This is a genomic window from Amycolatopsis sp. NPDC006131 (assembly GCF_040614175.1).
Lineage (GTDB): Bacteria > Actinomycetota > Actinomycetes > Mycobacteriales > Pseudonocardiaceae > Amycolatopsis_E > Amycolatopsis_E tucumanensis.
The window spans coordinates 45,786-61,823 of the sequence record NZ_JBEXTX010000040.1; the positions used below are offsets into that span (position 1 = coordinate 45,786).

A 16,038-nucleotide genomic window follows, 5' to 3' on the forward strand; every position below is an offset into this window, starting at 1 on the left:
ACTCAGCCGCCGGTGGATCACCGCCGCCCGAGGGAACGTCGAGGCCGAAGTGGACGGACACGGCAACCTGACCGGCCTGCGACTGGCCGCGGGCGCCCTGCGGCTGGCGGAGGCGCTGGTGAGCGCGATCAGGCGGGCCGGGCACGGGGCTCGTCGGCGGCGTGCTGCCCGCACTGCGGCGGTGCGTTGCCCGCTCAGACCTGAGGCTGCGCTTCGAGGTGCTGCTTCAGCAGGCCGAGCGTGGCGGGCACTTCCTTGCGCGCGTTGCGGCGCGCCAGGGGAGCGATGAACCTGCCCACGCCGTGCCCCTCGAAACCGATGCCGTACTCGACGTGGGTGCCCTCGCCCTCCGGGGTGAACGTGACGTCCACCTGCGCCCGGACCGGCCCGTCCACGCCGCGGACGCCGTAGCGCCGGCCCGGGTCGTAGGCCGTCACCTCCCACGTGATGGTCCGGTCGGCGCCCATGACGTGGCGGACCTCGTGCCCGCGGGTGCCGACGGTGACCGGGACCGGGCCATCGAAGGCGGCGGTGCGGACGTCGGGCTGCCAGTCGGGCAGGTGGGCGGCGTCGGCGAGGAAGCCGAACACCTCCTGCGGGCTGCGTGCGATGTCCACTGTGGCGGTGGTCTTCCCGGACATGACGCGACTCCTCTCGTGGTGCGTCGAGGGTAGGCCGGTCGTGCGACGCCCGGAAGGAGCTCGGTCCGGCAACCTCGCCCGCGCTCAACCGTCCTGTCAAGGAGTGACCGGACGCGAAGGGGTTCTGGTGCGGGATGCCGGCGGTTGGCTGCGGGAGTTCCAGGAGGCCGCGCGGGCCAGGCAGGACCGCGGTGATCCGGACTGGGCCCGGGCCGCCCGGCTCGACCCGGCGGTGGTGCGCAGCCTGCAGCGGTTCCAGGTCGGCGAATCCGGCGACGGCGTGCGGCTCAACCGCGCCGCCGAGCGGACCGGCGATCGTGCCTACGCCGCGGCGGTGCGGTTGTTCGTCGCCGAGGAGCAGAACCACGCGCGGCTGCTCGCCCGCCTGCTCGAGGCCGCCGGGGTGCCGGCGATCACGAGCCACTGGACCGACAAGGCGTTCGTCGCACTCCGGCGCGGGCTGGGGCTGCGGCTGGAGCTTGCGGTGCTGCTGATCGCGGAGACCGTGGCGCTCAGCTACTACCGCATCCTGCGCGACGGTTCCCGTGACGCCCTGACGCGCGACGTGGCGGCCCGCATCCTGGATGACGAGCAGCGGCACGTGCCCTTCCACCGGGACCGCCTGCGCGGGTCGATGCCGCGCCCGGCGTGGTGGCTGATGCGAACCGCGTGGCAGCTGCTGCACGCCACCACCGCGGCGGTGGTCGCCTGGGATCACGGGGCCGCGTTGCGCGTGCTCGGTGTCGGTCGGCGGGACTTCGTGGCCGAACAGGTCCGCCTGTTCAGCCGGTTCCTGACCACGCTGCGAGCGGAGCACGCCCGGACCTGAGGCCGGCGATGGGGTGCACGGCGCCGAAATCACCGAACCGGAGACCGCCTGCCGGCGGCATCGAGCAGGAGGCGGGCCGCCGGGGATGACGTGAACGCGTCGAAGTCGATCAGCGGTTGCAAGTGGGTGAGCTGCTGGACGCGCGACCAGCACGGTGAAACGGCCGTGGATCCGCCGAAACGCGCGACCTCAGGCGTGCGCCACACCGAGCCCGGCGCCCAGGGCCAGCGCCGCGGCCTCGCCGCGGGAGCTCACTTCCAGTTTCTGCAGCACGCCGGTCACGTGGAACTTCACGGTGCTCTCGGTGACGCCCAGCTCCGCCGCGATCGCCTTGTTCCGCTTGCCCTGCGCGAGCAGCGCCAGCACCTCCCGCTCGCGGCGGTTGAGGTTCGTCAGCCGCGTTTCGCCGGAGGGCTCGGGTGCGTCCAGCGGCAGCGAGATCGTCACCCGGCTGCCCCAGCCCGGCGCGGCGTCGATGTCCAGCGTGGCGCCCAGCGTGCGCGCCCGGCCCTGGAGGCCACGGCGCAGCGCGTCCACGTCCAGCTCGCCGGACCCCTGGTCCCGCACGTCGACCACCAGGCTCGCGCCGTCGCTCGACCACGCGATCCGCAGGCGCGCCAGGCCCGGCTGGGCGGTGAACGCCAGCACGGCCGTCCGCGTCATCGCCCGCGCGGCGTGCGCGATCTCGCCGGGCACGGAACCGCCGGACGGGGCGACGAACTCGATCGGCGCCTCGTGGTGCCGCAGCATCTGCCGGATGTCCTCGCGCAGCCGGGCGAACGCCTCCGGCGCGGCCTCCTCGGACAGCGCCTGGTCCGACTTCCGCGCCGATCGCAGCGCCAGCAACGCCGCCGACGCCGAGTCCGCCGCCGACAGCCGCGCCCGGCGGTCGTCCAGACCGGCGGACCGCAGCGTGGTCAGGATCGCCACCAGCGCCGCCTCGTGCGCGGCCGCCAGCTCGGCGATCGTCCGCTCCCGCTCGCTGGAGGCGGCCCGCGACTCGGCGAGGTAGTCGGGGCTGGCCTGGGCGACCTGCTGGCTGATCGAGGTCACCACCAGGCCGAAGATCGCGGCCAGCAGCTCCGGCTCGGGCAGCCGCCGCCGCGCCGCGCGGGGGACCAGGACGAGCAGCGTGCCGGCCGGATCGAGCACCACCCACACGGTCCGCTCCGCGCCCGCGATCGACGCGGTCGTGCTGACCGGACGGCCGGGCTCGACCGCGGCCTTCAGCTCCTCCAGCTCGCCGATCGTGACCTTGTTGATCATCTCGGTGGCGCCGGCGACCTTGCGCGGCCGCCCGGTGCACTCCCGGGTGAACACGACGAGCGCGGTGTGCGGCCACCGCTCGCCGAGGAACCGCGAGAGGCGGCGGGCGATTTCGTGCAGCGGCCCGTCCACGACCTCGCGCAGAGCCACCAGATCGGACACCGGATCCATGCGGCCACTCTAACCGGAGGTCGAGGTTTTACTGATCCGACGACCAGGTCGCGGAAACGCCACTCAGGGCTACCGTCGCCAACGGTATGCGTCACCGCGCATGCTTCTCCACCGAAAGGAACAGCCGATGCCACAGACGGTCCGCGGCGTGATCGCCCGCTCGAAGGGAGCTCCGGTCGAGCTCACCGACATCGTGATCCCCGACCCCGGTCCCGGTGAGGTCGTGGTCGCGATCGCCGCGTGCGGGGTGTGCCACACCGACCTGACCTACCGCGAGGGCGGCATCAACGACGAGTTCCCGTTCCTGCTCGGGCACGAAGCCGCCGGCACCGTCGAAAGCGTCGGCGAAGGCGTCGATTCGGTCCAGCCGGGTGACTACGTCGTCCTCAACTGGCGCGCGGTGTGCGGCCAGTGCCGGGCCTGCAAGCGCGGCCGCCCGCAGTACTGCTTCAGCACGTTCAACGCCACCCAGAAGATGACCCTGACCGACGGCACCGAGCTGACCCCGGCGCTGGGCATCGGCGCGTTCGCGGACAAGACGCTCGTGCACGCCGGGCAGTGCACCAAGGTCGACCCGGCCGCCGACCCCGCCGTCGCCGGCCTGCTCGGCTGCGGCGTGATGGCCGGGCTGGGCGCGGCGGTCAACACCGGCGCGGTGAGCCGCGGCGATTCCGTCGCGGTGATCGGCTGCGGTGGCGTCGGCGACGCGGCCATCGCCGGGGCCCGCCTGGCCGGGGCGAACAAGATCATCGCCGTCGACCGCGACGCGAAGAAGCTCGAGTGGGCTACCGAACTGGGCGCCACCCACACGGTCAACGCGACCGAGACCGACGTGGTCGAGGCCGTCCAGGCCCTGACCGGCGGGTTCGGCGCGGACGTGGTGATCGACGCGGTGGGCAGGCCGGAGACCTGGAAGCAGGCGTTCTACGCCCGCGACCTCGCCGGCACGGTCGTGCTGGTCGGCGTCCCGACCCCGGACATGCGGCTGGAGATGCCGCTGCTCGACTTCTTCTCCCGCGGCGGCGCGCTGAAGTCGTCCTGGTACGGCGACTGCCTGCCGGAACGGGACTTCCCGGTGCTGGTCGACCTGTACCTGCAGGGCAGGCTGCCACTGGACAAGTTCGTCACCGAGCGCATCGGGCTGGACGACGTCGAGAAGGCCTTCCACACCATGCACGCCGGCGAGGTGCTGCGTTCGGTGGTGGTCTGGTGAGCTTCCGGATCGACCGGGTCGTCACCTCCGGCGTGTTCGAACTCGACGGCGGCAGCTGGGAGGTCGACAACAACGTCTGGCTCATCGGCGACGACCACGAGGTGGTGGTGGTCGACGCCGCGCACGACGACAAGCCGATCGTCGAGGCCGTCGCGGGGCGCAAGGTCGTCGCGGTGGTCTGCACGCACGGCCACAACGACCACGTCACCCACGCGCCGCAGCTCGGCGAGCGGCTCTACGCGCCGGTGCTCCTGCACCCGGGCGACCAGGAGCTGTGGGACATGACCCACGCCGGGCAGGCGTTCTGGAAGGCCGACGACGGTCAGCGCATCGCCGTCGCCGGCACCGAGATCGAGCTGATCCACACCCCGGGCCACTCGCCCGGCTCGGTGTGCCTGCACCTGCCCGAGGCGAAGGCGCTCTTCACCGGCGACACGCTGTTCGCCGGCGGGCCGGGCGCGACGGGCCGGTCGTTCTCGGACTTCCCGACGATCATCGACTCGATCCGGGACCGGCTGTTCAAGCTCCCGGAGGACACCCGGGTGCACACCGGTCACGGCGACGGGACCACCATCGGGACCGAGGCGCCGCACCTGGCGGAGTGGATCGCACGCGGCTACTGAGCCGGCGTGGTCGCCCACGCCGTGGCCGTCGTAGCGCGCCTGGCTACCGCGCGGGCTGCCCGGCCACGATGCTGCCACCGCCGCGGTGAGCGAGAACTGGGCAGCCCGCGCTCAGCGCGCGGGCTGCCCAGCAGCGATGACGGCGAGGTGGTGCGTCGGCGGGGCAGCGTCTGCGCTCAGTGCGCGGCAGGCGTCGGCGACGTGCAGGCAGGTGATGTCCCGCAGCGCGGCCACCCGCCGGGTGCCCCCGCTCAGTGCGCCGCAGGCGCGGGCGTCGCGGCGGCGGGCTTGCGCACGAACAGCGCGGTCACCAGCGCGAGCACCCCGACGACGCCGGCCACCACGAACGCCGTGCGCAGGCCCGTGGCGTCCGGGATGCCCGCCGGGTCGTTGCTGGCCAGCGTGGCCACGCTGACGAACACCGCGGTGCCGAACGCGCCCGCGACCTGCTGCAGCGTCGCCAGGATCGCGCTGCCGTGCGAGTACAGGTGGTCCGGCAGCACGCCGAGCGACTCCGTCATCAGCGGCGTCATCATGAAGCCGAGCCCGGCCATCAGCAGCACGTGGATGGCGATCACCGCGGCCAGCGGCGAGCCCGGCCCGAGCAGCGCGAACAGCCACATCGACACCGCCAGCGCCACCGCGCCGGGGATCACCAGCGGCCGCGCGCCGAACCGGTCGAACAGCGCCCCGACCGGGCGGCCCAGCAACCCGAGCGTCAGGCCGCCGGGCAGCACCGCCAGCCCGCTGACGAACGTGCTGGTGTGCAGCACGGTCTGCAGGTACAGCGGCAGCATGATCGACGCGACCCCGAGCAGGCACACGAACAGCAGCGCGGCCAGCACCAGCGCGACGACGAAACTGCGGTGGGTGAACGGCCGCAGGTCCAGCAGCGCCCTGTCCTCGCGCTGCAGCCGCGTCTGCCGCCAGGTGAACACGGCCAGCAGGGCGAGCCCGCCGACGATCGTGGCCCACGGCGGCACCGGCGCGTGCCCGCCGCCTTCGCCGACGCCGGCCAGGCCGTAGAGCACGCCGCCGAAACCGAGCGCGGACAGCAGCACCGACGGCACGTCCAGCGGCACCTTGCGGGTCGAGCTGTCCAGCCGGAACCACGCCGCGCCGATCGCCAGCGCGGCCAGCGCCAGCGGGAGCACGATCCAGAACATCCAGCGCCAGCCCAGCGACGCGAGCACCGCGCCGCCGATCGTCGGCCCCACCGCGGGGGCCACGGCGATCACGATGGTGATGGTTCCCATCGTCGCGCCGCGCTTGTTCTCCGGCACCAGGCGCATCACCGACGTCATCAGCAGCGGCAGCATCACGGCCGTGCCGCAGGCCTGGACCACGCGCCCGGCCATCAGCATGCCGAAACCGGGCGCGAGCCCGCTGATCGCGGTGCCCGCGCTGAACAGGGTCAGCGACGCGAGGAACACCTGGCGCGGGGTGAACCGTTCGAGCAGGAACCCGGTGGTCGGGATGACCACCGCCATCGTCAGCAGGAACCCGCTGGTCAGCCACTGCACCGTGGTGGTGGAGACGGCCAGGTCGGCGGTGAGGTCGCGCAGCGCGACGCTCAAGATCGTCTCGTTCAGGATCATCACGAACGCGGAGACGACCAGCACGCCGATGAGCAGCCCGGACCGCGGCGGCGCCTCGTGCGCGGCGTCTGGCGGAGTGGTCGCGGGGGCGGCCATGGAAGCACCTCACAGGGAATTCAGTGGTCGGGATCGCGGCCTCGGCGCCGCCGGAACGGCCGCACCCATCCCCCAGCAGGGCAGGCGAAAACAGCCGAACCACTTATACGGTGCGAACGCACCGCCCGTCCATCGAATTCCCGCTGCGGCGCTAGGTCATCTGGCGGATGAGGATCGTCGCCACGCAGGCCGGTTTCGGCGCGTCCTCGACGGCGATCGTCATCGTGATCGCCAGCTGCAGCCCGCCCCGCACCTCGGTCACTTCTTCGAGCGTGGCGGTCGCGCGCACCTTGCTGCCCACCGGCACCGGGGAGGGGAAGCGGACCTTCTCGCAGCCGTAGTTGACGGTCAGCCCGAACCCGGTGAACTCCACGATCTCCGGCAGCAGCCGCGGCACCAGCGACAGCGTCAGGTAACCGTGCGCGATGGGTCCGCCGAACGGTCCCGCCTTCGCCCGCTCGACGTCGACGTGGATCCACTGGTGGTCCCCGGTCGCCTCGGCGAACCGGTTCACCGCCTCCTGGGTGACCTCGACCAGCCCGCTGCTGCCGAGCGGTTCCCCGAGCGGCAGGGCGCGCACGCCTTGGATGCCGTGCACCACGATCGCCACGTCAGACCTCCTCGAGGGCCAGCGGCGCGGGTTCGAACTCCTGCAGCGGCGCTCCGGCGAACAGCCGCGCGACCTCCGGCACGGTCCAGCCACCGGGCCGCAGCTCCTCGGCCACCTCGCCCGGGTGCGTCCACAGCGCGATGCGGTCGCCACCGGCGGCGATGGCCTGGCCGGTGACGTGCGCGGATTCCGCCGACGCGAGGTAGACCACCAGCGGCGCCACGTCGTCCGGGGTGCCGAGGCCCTGGCGCCGCAGCGGCTCCGGCACCGGCTCCCCGGCGTCCACCCTGGACACCAGCTCGCCCAGTCCCGGCATGGTCGCGACCATCCGGGTGAGCGCGGTGGGCACGATCGCGTTGACCGTCACGCCGATCTTCGCGTGCTCCACCGCCCAGGTGCGCATCATCGCGACGATGGCGCCCTTCGACGCGGAGTACGCGGTCTGCCCGAAGCTGGCGCGCTGCCCGGCGGGGGAGCCGACGAGGATCAGCCGCCCGCCCTCGCCCTGCTCCCGGAACCGCCGCACCGCCGCGCGGCCGCAGGTGAAGGTGCCGCGCAGGTGGCTGGTGACCACGAGGTCGAAGTCGTCGTCGCTGGTGTTGCGCAGCGTCCGGTCGCGCAGCGCGCCGGCGTTGGTGACCATCACGTCGAGGCGGCCGAACTCGCCGACCGCCCGCCGAACCAGCGCGTCGGCCAGGTGGCTGCCGCCGACGGAACCGACCACGGCGACCGCCCGGCCGCCCGCGGCGGTGATCTCCGCGACCGTCGCCTTGGCGACGTCGGCGTCGAGGTCGTTGACGACCACGGCGGCGCCCGCGGCGGCCAGCGCCCGTGCGTAGGACCGGCCCAGGCCGCGGCCGGCCCCGGTGACCACGGCGACTCTGCCGTCGAGCATGTGCCCTCCTTCGATCGCGGATCTCCTCGACGGTATGAGCCGCGGCTGCCCGGCACGCTGGCCTTGCGTCGCCACCGTGGTGCGACGTTTGTCCCGCCCGTCCTGCGGTTCCCGGCCGTGTCGCTCCGGCCCCGCGCCTTCCTACGCTGGACGCCGAGCCGAGGAGGTGCGGACCGGATGGACGTCTCCTTCGGCACCGTCTGGGAGGCCGTGGCCCGTGGCCTGCCGGACGCGGTCGCTATCTCCGAACCGGGGCGCGACCTGACCTACGCCCAGTTCGACGACCGCGCCGCCCGGCTGGCCACCGCGTTCGAGGAGGCCGGGGTGCGGGCCGGCGACAAGGTGGCCTGCTACCTGCACAACGGCGCGGCCTACCTGGAAACCGTGTTCGCCGCGTTCAAGATCGGCGCCGTGCCGGTCAACGCGAACTACCGGTACACCGCGGACGAGCTGACGGCGCTGCTCACCGACGCCGACGCGGCCGCGGTGGTGTTCAGCGGGGTGCTCGCGCCGAACCTGCGCCACGCCGCGGAGCACGTGCCGACCCTGCGGCTGCTGGTCCGCGCCGGCCCCGCCGTGGAGCCCGGGCCGTCGGCGCCGGAACTGGAGGACCTGCTCACCGTCACCCCGCCGCGCCTGCCGGAGCACCGGTTCGGCTCGGACGAGATCTTCATGTACACCGGCGGCACCACCGGCAAGCCGAAGGGCGTCATCTGGCGGCAGTCCGACCTGCTGCACTCGCTGTTCGTGCCGGTCTTCCGACCGCTGGGCGCGCGGGAGCTGCCCGCCACCCTCACCGAGGCCGTCCACCTCGCGATCGACGCCCACGCCGAGGACCGCTCGCACGCGACGATGCCGGTCGTGCCGCTGATGCACGGCACCGGCCTTTTCAACTCGATGGGCGCCCTGCTCACCGGCGGCCGGGTGATCACCACCAGGCCCGGCGCGCTCGACTCGCACCACGTCTGGACGACGGTCGCCGCGCAGCGGGCCCGCACGATCATCGTCGCCGGCAACGCCGTCTGCCGTCCACTCGTCGACGAGCTGGTCGCGGCGGAGCGGCGGGGGAGCCCGCACGACCTCGGCTCGCTGCGGTCGGTGATCAGTTCCGGCACGGCGCTGTCCGACCGGCTCAAGCACGCGCTGCACGAGCGGGCGAGCCTCACGATCTTCGACGCGATCGCCTCGAGCGAGGGCGGGCCGTTCGCGTTCGCGGTCACCTCCACTGTGGACGATCTGCCGTCGCGGTTCTTCCCGGTGCCCGCGACGAAGGTGTTCGGCCCCGGCGACGCCGAAGTGACGCCCGGCAGCGGCGAGACCGGCGTCCTCGCCTACCGCGGCCCGATCCCGCTCGGCTACTACAAGGACTCGGCGAAGACGGCCACGACGTTCCGCACGATCGGCGGCGTCCGCTACGCCATCCCCGGCGACCTGGCCGCTGTCGAGGCCGACGGCGCGATCCGGTTCCTCGGCCGCGGGTCCGGCGTCATCAACACCGGCGGCGAGAAGGTGCACCCGCAGGAGGTCGAGGACGCGTTGCTGACCCACCCGGAGGTCACCGACGCGGTCGTGGTGGGCCTGCCGGACGAGACGTGGGGCGAGCGCGTCGCGGCGGTGGTCGCGACGGCTTCGGCGACGTTGTCGGCCGGGGAGCTGCGGGAGTGGGTGCGCCGTGGCCTGGCCGGGTACAAGGTGCCGCGCACGATCGCGCTGCTGCCCGAGCTGCGCCGCACGCCAACCGGGAAGCTCGAGCTGGCCTGGGCCCGCGACCTCCTCCTAAAACATTTAGGAAGTTCCTGATATGCTTTAGGCATGGTGCGAGCGGGACTGACCACGGAACGCGTGGTCCAGGCGGGGGCGGAGCTGGCCGACGAGGCCGGGTTCGACGAGGTCACCCCGTCGGCGCTGGCCCGCCGGTTCGGCGTCCAGGTCGCGAGCCTGTACTCGCACGTGCGGGGCGCCCACGACCTCAAGGTCCGCGTCGCGCTGCTGGCGCTGGGCGAACTCGCCGACCGGGCCGCCGACGCGCTCGCCGGGCGAGCCGGCCGGGACGCGCTGGTCGCCTTCGCCGGCGTCTACCGCGACTACGCCCGCGAGCACCCGGGCCGCTGGGCGGCGGCGCGGTTCCGGCTCGACCCGGAGCACGCGGCCGCGAGCGCCGGGCCCCGGCACACCCGGATGATGCAGGCGATCCTGCGTGGCTACGACGTGCCGGAGGCCGACCACCCGCACGCCGTCCGGCTGCTGGGCAGCGTCGTCCACGGCTTCGTCGAACTCGAATCGGGCGGCGCGTTCGGCCACAGCGCGCCCGAGCCCGGCGAGTCCTGGTCGCGGATCCTCGAGGTCCTCGACGTCACCCTGCGGAACTGGCCCGGGAGGACCGGATCGTGATCACCACACCCCTGACCGCGGACCTGCTGCGCGGAGCCCTGGACGTCGAATCTGGTGCGCACGGCCTGGTGCCGCACCGGCTGCCCGCGTGGGCGCGCGGCCGTGCCGACGCGCCGCTCCGCATGGCGGAGTCGCAACCGTCCGGCGTGCGGCTGGTCTTCCGCACCCGCGCGACCGTGATCGAACTGGACGCGCTGCGCACCACCCGGTCCTACGTGGGCACCCCGCCGCGCCCGGACGGCGTGTACGACCTGCTGGTCGACGGGCGGCTGACCGCGCAGGGCGGGGTCGGCGGCGGCAACACCGTCCACATCGACCTGTCCACCGGCGCGGCCCGGATGGAGCCCGGGCCGCCCGGCACGGTGCGGTTCGACGGGCTGCCCGGCCACGACAAGGACGTGGAGATCTGGCTGCCGCACAACGAGATCACCGAGCTGATCGCGCTGCGCACGGACGCGCCGGTCTCCGCGTTGCCCGTGAGTGGGCGCGTCTGGCTGCACCACGGCAGCTCGATCAGCCACGGCTCGGACGCGGCGAGCCCGGTCACCACGTGGCCCGCGGTGGCCGCCGGCCTCGGCGGGGCCGAGCTGGTGAACCTGGGCTTCGGCGGCAGCGCGATGCTGGACTCGTTCACCGCGCGGGTCATGCGGGACACCCCGGCCGACCTGATCAGCGTCAAGATCGGGATCAACCTGGTGAACGGCGACGTGATGCGGCTGCGTGCGTTCACGCCCGCGGTGCACGGTTTCCTCGACACGATCCGGGACGGGCACCCGGACGCCCCGCTGCTGGTGGTCTCGCCGATCTGGTGCCCGATCCACGAGGACACGCCCGGCCCCGGCGCGTTCGACGTCGAGGCGCTGCAGTCGGGCGTCGTGCGCTTCCGGGCCACGGGGGATCCGGCCGAGCGCGCTGCCGGGAAGCTGACGCTGCGCGTGATCCGGGAGGAGCTGGCGCGGATCGTCGCGGAGCGCGCCGACGAGAACCTGCACTACCTCGACGGCCGCGACCTCCACGGCGAGAACGACCGCCCGCTGCCCGACAACCTCCACCCCGACGCGGCGACCCACCGGCTGATGGGGGAGCGGTTCGCCAAGCTGGCGTTCGGCGGGCCGTTCGCGGCTCGCTAGTCCAGGCAGGAGCGGAGCGCGGCGAGGTAGGCGGTGGTGTTCGGCGCGTTCAGCAGCCCCGGCGCCATCCGGTTCATCACGTAGGCGAACGTCAGCCGCCGGTCGAGGTCGTTCACCACCACCGCGCCGCCGAAACCGCTCCACCAGCAGGTGCGGCCGTCGACCGCGTAGCCGAGCCCGAACCGGACGGGCGCGCCGAGCACCCGGTCCACCCCGTCGGCCTGCACCTCGAAGATGCGCTCCACAGTGGACTCCGAAAGCAACCGCCTGCCGTCGATCGTCCCGCCGTGGGAGACGACCGACTGCAGGCGCGCCACCGAGCGGGCGTTGCCCTGGCCGTTCAGCCCACCCAGCTCGGCCGCCAGGAACGGACGCGTGGTCGTCACCGACGGCGGGATCAGCGGGTTCGTCAGCGTGCGCACCGCGATCGGGTCGAGGGCCGCGTAGTCCACTCCGGACGACTCGGGCGGCACCAGCGTGGCGAGCCGGGCGTCCACGTCCGCCGGTGCGCCCAGCCAGTAGTCCGCCCCCAGCGGCTCCGCGAACTCCGACCGCAGCACCGTGCCCAGCGAGCGGCCGGTCACCCGCCGCACGATCTCGCCGACCAGGTGGCCGTGGCTGACCGCCTGGTACCCGGAGCCCTCGCCCGGCGGGAACCACGGCTCCTGCACCGCCAGCAACGCCGCCGCTCGTGCCACGTCGCAGATGTCGTCGAGAGTGACCGGCGAGGCCCATCCGCACACGCCCGAGGTGTGGCCCAGGACGTGCCGCACCAGCACGCCGTCCTTGCCGGCGGCGGCGAACTCCGGCCAGTACCGCGCCACCGGCGCGTCCGGGTCCAGCTGCCCCCGGTCCACCAGCGCGAGCGCCACCAGCGCCACCATCGTCTTGGTCAGCGAGTACGTGGTGACCAGCGTGTCCCGCGTCCACGGCACGCCCGGCGCGGCCGAGCCGCCCCACAGGTCCACCGCCACCTCGCCGTCGGCGATCACGCAGACCGAGGCGCCCGCCTCGGCGCCGTCGCGCAGCCGCTCCGCCAGCAGGTCGCCGAGTGCGGCGAACCGCGCGTCGCAGTGGCCGTTCACCGGACGGCCGCCGCCCGCTTCCGGCCCGCCTCGATCTCGCGGTGCAGGTCCCGCACGTAGCGGGCGAAGTCGAGCTGGATGGTGTGCCGCGGCGCGGAGTAGTACTGCCCGAGGTGCTTGGCCTCGTCCCGTGCGATGGCGGCCTCCATCTCCGCGACGTCCGGCAGCTCGTACTCCCCGGTCAGGTGCCGCGCGATGAGCTTGCTCTGCTGCTCGGCGAGGTTGACGATCGTCGGCGACGCCTGCGCCAGCCCGGCGAAGTAGAGGTTTTCGATGCCGGGCTTGACGATCCGCTTGAACAGCGGCAGCCGGTGCTCGGCGTCCGGCAGCAGCGCCGGATCGTCGAAGAACGGAAACGACATCCGGTAGCCGGTGGCGCACACGATCACGTCGGCCTCGACGCGGGTGCCGTCCACGCACACCACGGCGTCGCCGTCCAGCCGCTCGATCGCGGGCACGCAGGTGAGGTCGCCGGAGCCGGCCCTGGCGAGGAAGTCCACGCTCACCGACGGGTGCGCCGACAGCGGCTCGTGGTCCGGCTTGGGCAGGCCGTAGTCCTCCATGTTGCCCAGCGTCTTCTTGATCGCCCGCCGGGACAGGGCCAGGCCGATCTTCTTCGGCATCCACGGCGGCATCATCATCTTGTCCGCCGGTTTGCCGCCGCGGTACTTCGACAGCACCCACACGCCGCGCCGCGCGGACACCCACACGTGCCGCGCGATGGAGCGGTGCGAGAGCTCGGAGGCGATGTCCAGCGCCGAGTTCCCCATGCCCACCACGACGATCCGCTTGTCCCGCATGTCGACCGGGTCGAACGGGCTGCGGTAGGCGTGGCTGTGCAGGACCGGCCCGTCGAACGTGCCGGGGTAGTCGGGCAGGTACGGGCGCCAGTGGTGGCCGTTGGCGACCACGAGCGCGTCGTAGTCGCGGGTCTCGCCGGTGGACAGGGTGATCCGCCAGGTGCCGTCGGGTCGCCGTGCCGCGTGCTCGACCGCGGTGTCGAAGGTGATCGTCTCGCGCAGCCCGAAGTGGTCGACGTAGTCGCGGAAGTACTGGTGGATCAGCGAGTGGTGCGGGAAGTGCGGCCAGTCCGCGCCGGCCGGGAAGTCCTCGAACTGCAGGCGCGTGGTCGAGGTGTCGATGTGCAGCGATTCGTAGCAGGCCGAGCGCCCGTTGGGGTTGCCGAAGTACCAGTTGCCGCCGACGTCGTCGGACATTTCGAAGCAGTCGTAGGGGATGCCGTGGTCGCGCAACCGCTTCGCCGTGGTGAAGCCGGAGCAGCCGGCGCCGATGATGCAGACGGTGGGGAGTGAACTCACGGATGCCTCCTCCGCTGGCCACGATGCCGCTGACCACTCTGGCACGTTCGCTGACGGTGTGTCCAGTGAGTAGGCTGACCGTCATGAGCCTGCGGGAGCGGCAGAAGCAGCAGACCCGGCGCGACCTGCTGGAGCACGCCAAGGCGCTGTTCGTGGAGCGCGGCTACGCGGCGGTGACGATCGACGACATCGTCTCCGCGGTCGGCTGCAGCCGCGCGACGTTCTACCTGCACTTCTCCGGCAAGCCCGAGGTGCTGCAGAAGATCGGCGCGGAGACGATGGCGCAGCGGGCGGTCGCGGTGTACGCGGAGCTGGACGAGGTGCTCGCCACCGGTTCGCGCGAGGGGTTCACCGGCTGGATGCGGCGCGCGGTCGCGTGGTTCGAGGAGAACCAGGCGATCCTGCCCGCGTGGGACGAGGCGGTCGCGCTCGAACCGGAGTTCCGGGCCATCGCCAAGCGCGCGGTCGACGAGCTGCCCGCCGCGATGCCGCGGTACCTGGCACGGTGGGGCCCGGAGCGGCGGGGCGAGGCGCACCTGCGGATCGAGCTGCTGGTCAGCCAGCTGGAGCGGTTCTTCACCCGGTGGGCGGTGCAGGGCACGATCACCTCCACGGCGGACGAGGCGGCCGAGGTGCTCAGCGACATCTGGTTCCCGGCGCTGCGGCCGCCCCGGTGAGACGCTCGTCGTCTCAGCGGAGCCGGAATCGGATATTGGACTTCATGGTCCCGGGGTGCGATCGTCGGACGTAGCCCTGCCCAGCCGTGAAAGGACAACGGATGTCCGTCGATGTCGTCATCTGCGAGCCGCTGCGGACGCCGATCGGCCGGTTCGGCGGAGCGCTGGCCGGCCAGACGCCCGCCGCGCTCGCCGCGCACGTGCTGTCCGCCGTCGTGGAGCGCGCCGGCGTGGACCCGGAGCGCGTCGACGAGGTCATCCTGGGGCACGCCTACCCGACGTCCGAGGCGCCCGCGATCGGGCGGGTGGCCGCGCTCGACGCCGGCCTGCCGGACACGGTGACCGGCATCCAGATCGACCGCCGCTGCGGTTCCGGCCTGCAGGCCGTGCTCGACGCCGCCATGCAGATCCGCGCCGGGTTCAGCGACGTCGTGCTGGCGGGTGGCGCCGAAGTGATGAGCGCCGCGCCGTACTACACGCACGAGGGCCGCTGGGGGATCAAGGGCGCCGGCCTGCAGCTGCACGACTCGCTGGCGCGCGGCCGCGCCACCGCGGGCGGCGTGCACCACCCGATCCCCGGCGGGATGATCGAGACCGCCGAGAACCTGCGCCGCGAGCACGGCATCTCCCGCGAGGACCAGGACGCGCTCGCCCTGCGGTCCCAGCAGCGGGCGGCGCGGGCGATCGAGGGCGGGCTGTTCAAGGACGAGATCGTCCCGGTCACCGTGAAGTCGCGGAAGGGCGAGACGGTGGTCGACGCCGACGAGCACCCGCGCCCGGACACCACCGCGGAGGGCCTGGCGAAGCTGAAGCCGGTGATGATCCGCACCGACCCGGAGGCCACGGTCACCGCGGGCAACGCGAGCGGGCAGAACGACGCGGCCGCGGCCTGCCTGGTCACCAGCCGGGAGACCGCGGAGAAGCTCGGCCTGCGCCCGCTGGTGCGGCTGGTGTCGTTCGCGCGCGCCGGGGTGCCCGCCGAGACGATGGGCATCGGCCCGGTGCCCGCGACCCGCGCGGCGCTGGCGAAGGCCGGGCTGTCGCTGGACGACCTGGACCTGATCGAGCTGAACGAGGCCTTCGCCGCGCAGGTGCTGGCCTGCACCCGCACGCTCGGGCTGAGCGACACCGACGAGCGGTTCAACGTCAACGGATCCGGGGTGTCGCTGGGCCACCCGGTGGGGGCGACGGGCGCGCGGATCCTGGCGACGCTCGCGCGGGAGATGGTCCGCCGCGAGGCGCGGTACGGCCTGGAGACGATGTGCATCGGCGGCGGCCAGGGCCTGGCGGCGGTGTTCGAGCGGATCGGCTGACACCGGCTCGGTCGGCTGACCTGAGGCGCACGCAGCCCGCGTCCTGGAGACGAACCTCGCATCGGCGGGGGCCAGGGGCTCGCGGCGCTGTGGGTGACGGCGATACGACCGCTCGCTGGTCCGCCGGGTCCGGGTTGTTGTTGCCCAGGTTGTAGGTGGTCCCGGCGTTCGGGTCGCCGTC

At 73.2% G+C, this 16,038-nt stretch carries 15 protein-coding genes; 8 read left to right on the forward strand and 7 right to left on the reverse strand.

Annotation, left to right across the window (positions count from 1 at the left end; all coding sequences use genetic code 11):
• Positions 1 to 194 precede the first annotated feature (194 nt).
• The gene (locus tag ABZ215_RS21395; protein WP_354951026.1) at positions 195 to 641 is read right to left on the reverse strand and encodes an SRPBCC family protein; all 447 of its coding nucleotides are present in this window, start codon (positions 639 to 641) and stop codon (positions 195 to 197) included.
• Positions 642 to 744: 103 nt separating this feature from the next.
• Between ABZ215_RS21395 and ABZ215_RS21400 the strand changes: the two genes are divergently transcribed.
• The gene (locus tag ABZ215_RS21400; RefSeq protein ID WP_354951028.1) at positions 745 to 1,470 is read left to right on the forward strand and encodes a ferritin-like domain-containing protein; all 726 of its coding nucleotides are present in this window, start codon (positions 745 to 747) and stop codon (positions 1,468 to 1,470) included.
• Between the two features lie 189 nt (positions 1,471 to 1,659).
• Here the strand turns inward: ABZ215_RS21400 and ABZ215_RS21405 are convergent, their stop codons facing one another.
• Entirely contained in the window at positions 1,660 to 2,907 is a 1,248-nt protein-coding gene (locus ABZ215_RS21405) for a LuxR C-terminal-related transcriptional regulator (RefSeq protein WP_354951030.1), read from the reverse strand.
• Positions 2,908 to 3,034: 127 nt separating this feature from the next.
• Here ABZ215_RS21405 and ABZ215_RS21410 point away from each other — a divergent pair, with 127 nt between their 5' ends.
• Together ABZ215_RS21410 and ABZ215_RS21415 are read left to right on the forward strand one after the other, a co-directional pair.
• The gene (locus ABZ215_RS21410; protein ID WP_354710763.1) at positions 3,035 to 4,120 is read left to right on the forward strand and encodes an S-(hydroxymethyl)mycothiol dehydrogenase; all 1,086 of its coding nucleotides are present in this window, start codon (positions 3,035 to 3,037) and stop codon (positions 4,118 to 4,120) included.
• The gene (locus ABZ215_RS21415; protein ID WP_354951032.1) at positions 4,117 to 4,743 is read left to right on the forward strand and encodes an MBL fold metallo-hydrolase; all 627 of its coding nucleotides are present in this window, start codon (positions 4,117 to 4,119) and stop codon (positions 4,741 to 4,743) included. The genes ABZ215_RS21410 and ABZ215_RS21415 overlap by 4 nt, the downstream gene beginning before the upstream one ends.
• A gap of 251 nt (positions 4,744 to 4,994) precedes the next feature.
• On the opposite strand, the gene ABZ215_RS21420 is transcribed toward ABZ215_RS21415, so the two are convergent.
• The 3 genes from ABZ215_RS21420 to ABZ215_RS21430 all read right to left on the reverse strand — a co-directional run bounded on the left by ABZ215_RS21420 (position 4,995) and on the right by ABZ215_RS21430 (position 7,942).
• Positions 4,995 to 6,437 carry a DHA2 family efflux MFS transporter permease subunit gene (locus ABZ215_RS21420; RefSeq protein ID WP_354951034.1) on the reverse strand — a complete coding sequence of 481 codons (1,443 nt, stop codon included), beginning with the start codon at positions 6,435 to 6,437 and terminating at the stop codon, positions 4,995 to 4,997.
• 151 nt (positions 6,438 to 6,588) lie between these two features.
• Positions 6,589 to 7,047, reverse strand: a complete 459-nt coding sequence (locus tag ABZ215_RS21425; protein WP_354951036.1) for a MaoC family dehydratase — start codon at positions 7,045 to 7,047, stop codon at positions 6,589 to 6,591.
• Between the two features lies 1 nt (position 7,048).
• Positions 7,049 to 7,942 carry an SDR family oxidoreductase gene (locus ABZ215_RS21430; RefSeq protein ID WP_354951038.1) on the reverse strand — a complete coding sequence of 298 codons (894 nt, stop codon included), beginning with the start codon at positions 7,940 to 7,942 and terminating at the stop codon, positions 7,049 to 7,051.
• 177 nt (positions 7,943 to 8,119) lie between these two features.
• On the opposite strand from ABZ215_RS21430, the gene ABZ215_RS21435 reads away from it, so the two are divergent.
• The 3 genes from ABZ215_RS21435 to ABZ215_RS21445 are packed head-to-tail and all read left to right on the forward strand — an operon-like array spanning position 8,120 to position 11,463.
• Positions 8,120 to 9,742: an AMP-binding protein gene (locus tag ABZ215_RS21435; protein ID WP_354951040.1), complete on the forward strand. Its 1,623-nt coding sequence runs from the start codon at positions 8,120 to 8,122 to the stop codon at positions 9,740 to 9,742.
• A gap of 12 nt (positions 9,743 to 9,754) precedes the next feature.
• Positions 9,755 to 10,333, forward strand: a complete 579-nt coding sequence (locus ABZ215_RS21440; RefSeq protein ID WP_237334726.1) for a TetR-like C-terminal domain-containing protein — start codon at positions 9,755 to 9,757, stop codon at positions 10,331 to 10,333.
• Positions 10,330 to 11,463: a GDSL-type esterase/lipase family protein gene (locus tag ABZ215_RS21445; RefSeq protein ID WP_354951042.1), complete on the forward strand. Its 1,134-nt coding sequence runs from the start codon at positions 10,330 to 10,332 to the stop codon at positions 11,461 to 11,463. Before ABZ215_RS21440 ends, ABZ215_RS21445 begins: the two co-directional genes overlap by 4 nt.
• On the opposite strand, the gene ABZ215_RS21450 is transcribed toward ABZ215_RS21445, so the two are convergent.
• The gene (locus ABZ215_RS21450) at positions 11,460 to 12,548 is read right to left on the reverse strand and encodes a serine hydrolase domain-containing protein (RefSeq protein WP_354951044.1); all 1,089 of its coding nucleotides are present in this window, start codon (positions 12,546 to 12,548) and stop codon (positions 11,460 to 11,462) included. The two genes, ABZ215_RS21445 and ABZ215_RS21450, sit on opposite strands and share 4 nt — an antisense overlap.
• Positions 12,545 to 13,867 (reverse strand): NAD(P)-binding domain-containing protein, encoded by a 1,323-nt coding sequence (locus ABZ215_RS21455; protein ID WP_354951046.1) that lies wholly within the window; start codon positions 13,865 to 13,867, stop codon positions 12,545 to 12,547. The genes ABZ215_RS21450 and ABZ215_RS21455 overlap by 4 nt, the downstream gene beginning before the upstream one ends.
• Before the next feature lie 83 nt (positions 13,868 to 13,950).
• On the opposite strand from ABZ215_RS21455, the gene ABZ215_RS21460 reads away from it, so the two are divergent.
• Positions 13,951 to 14,544 carry a TetR/AcrR family transcriptional regulator gene (locus ABZ215_RS21460; RefSeq protein ID WP_354951048.1) on the forward strand — a complete coding sequence of 198 codons (594 nt, stop codon included), beginning with the start codon at positions 13,951 to 13,953 and terminating at the stop codon, positions 14,542 to 14,544.
• A 101-nt stretch (positions 14,545 to 14,645) separates the two neighbouring features.
• Positions 14,646 to 15,857: an acetyl-CoA C-acetyltransferase gene (locus tag ABZ215_RS21465; RefSeq protein ID WP_354951050.1), complete on the forward strand. Its 1,212-nt coding sequence runs from the start codon at positions 14,646 to 14,648 to the stop codon at positions 15,855 to 15,857.
• Positions 15,858 to 16,038: the final 181 nt, after the last annotated feature.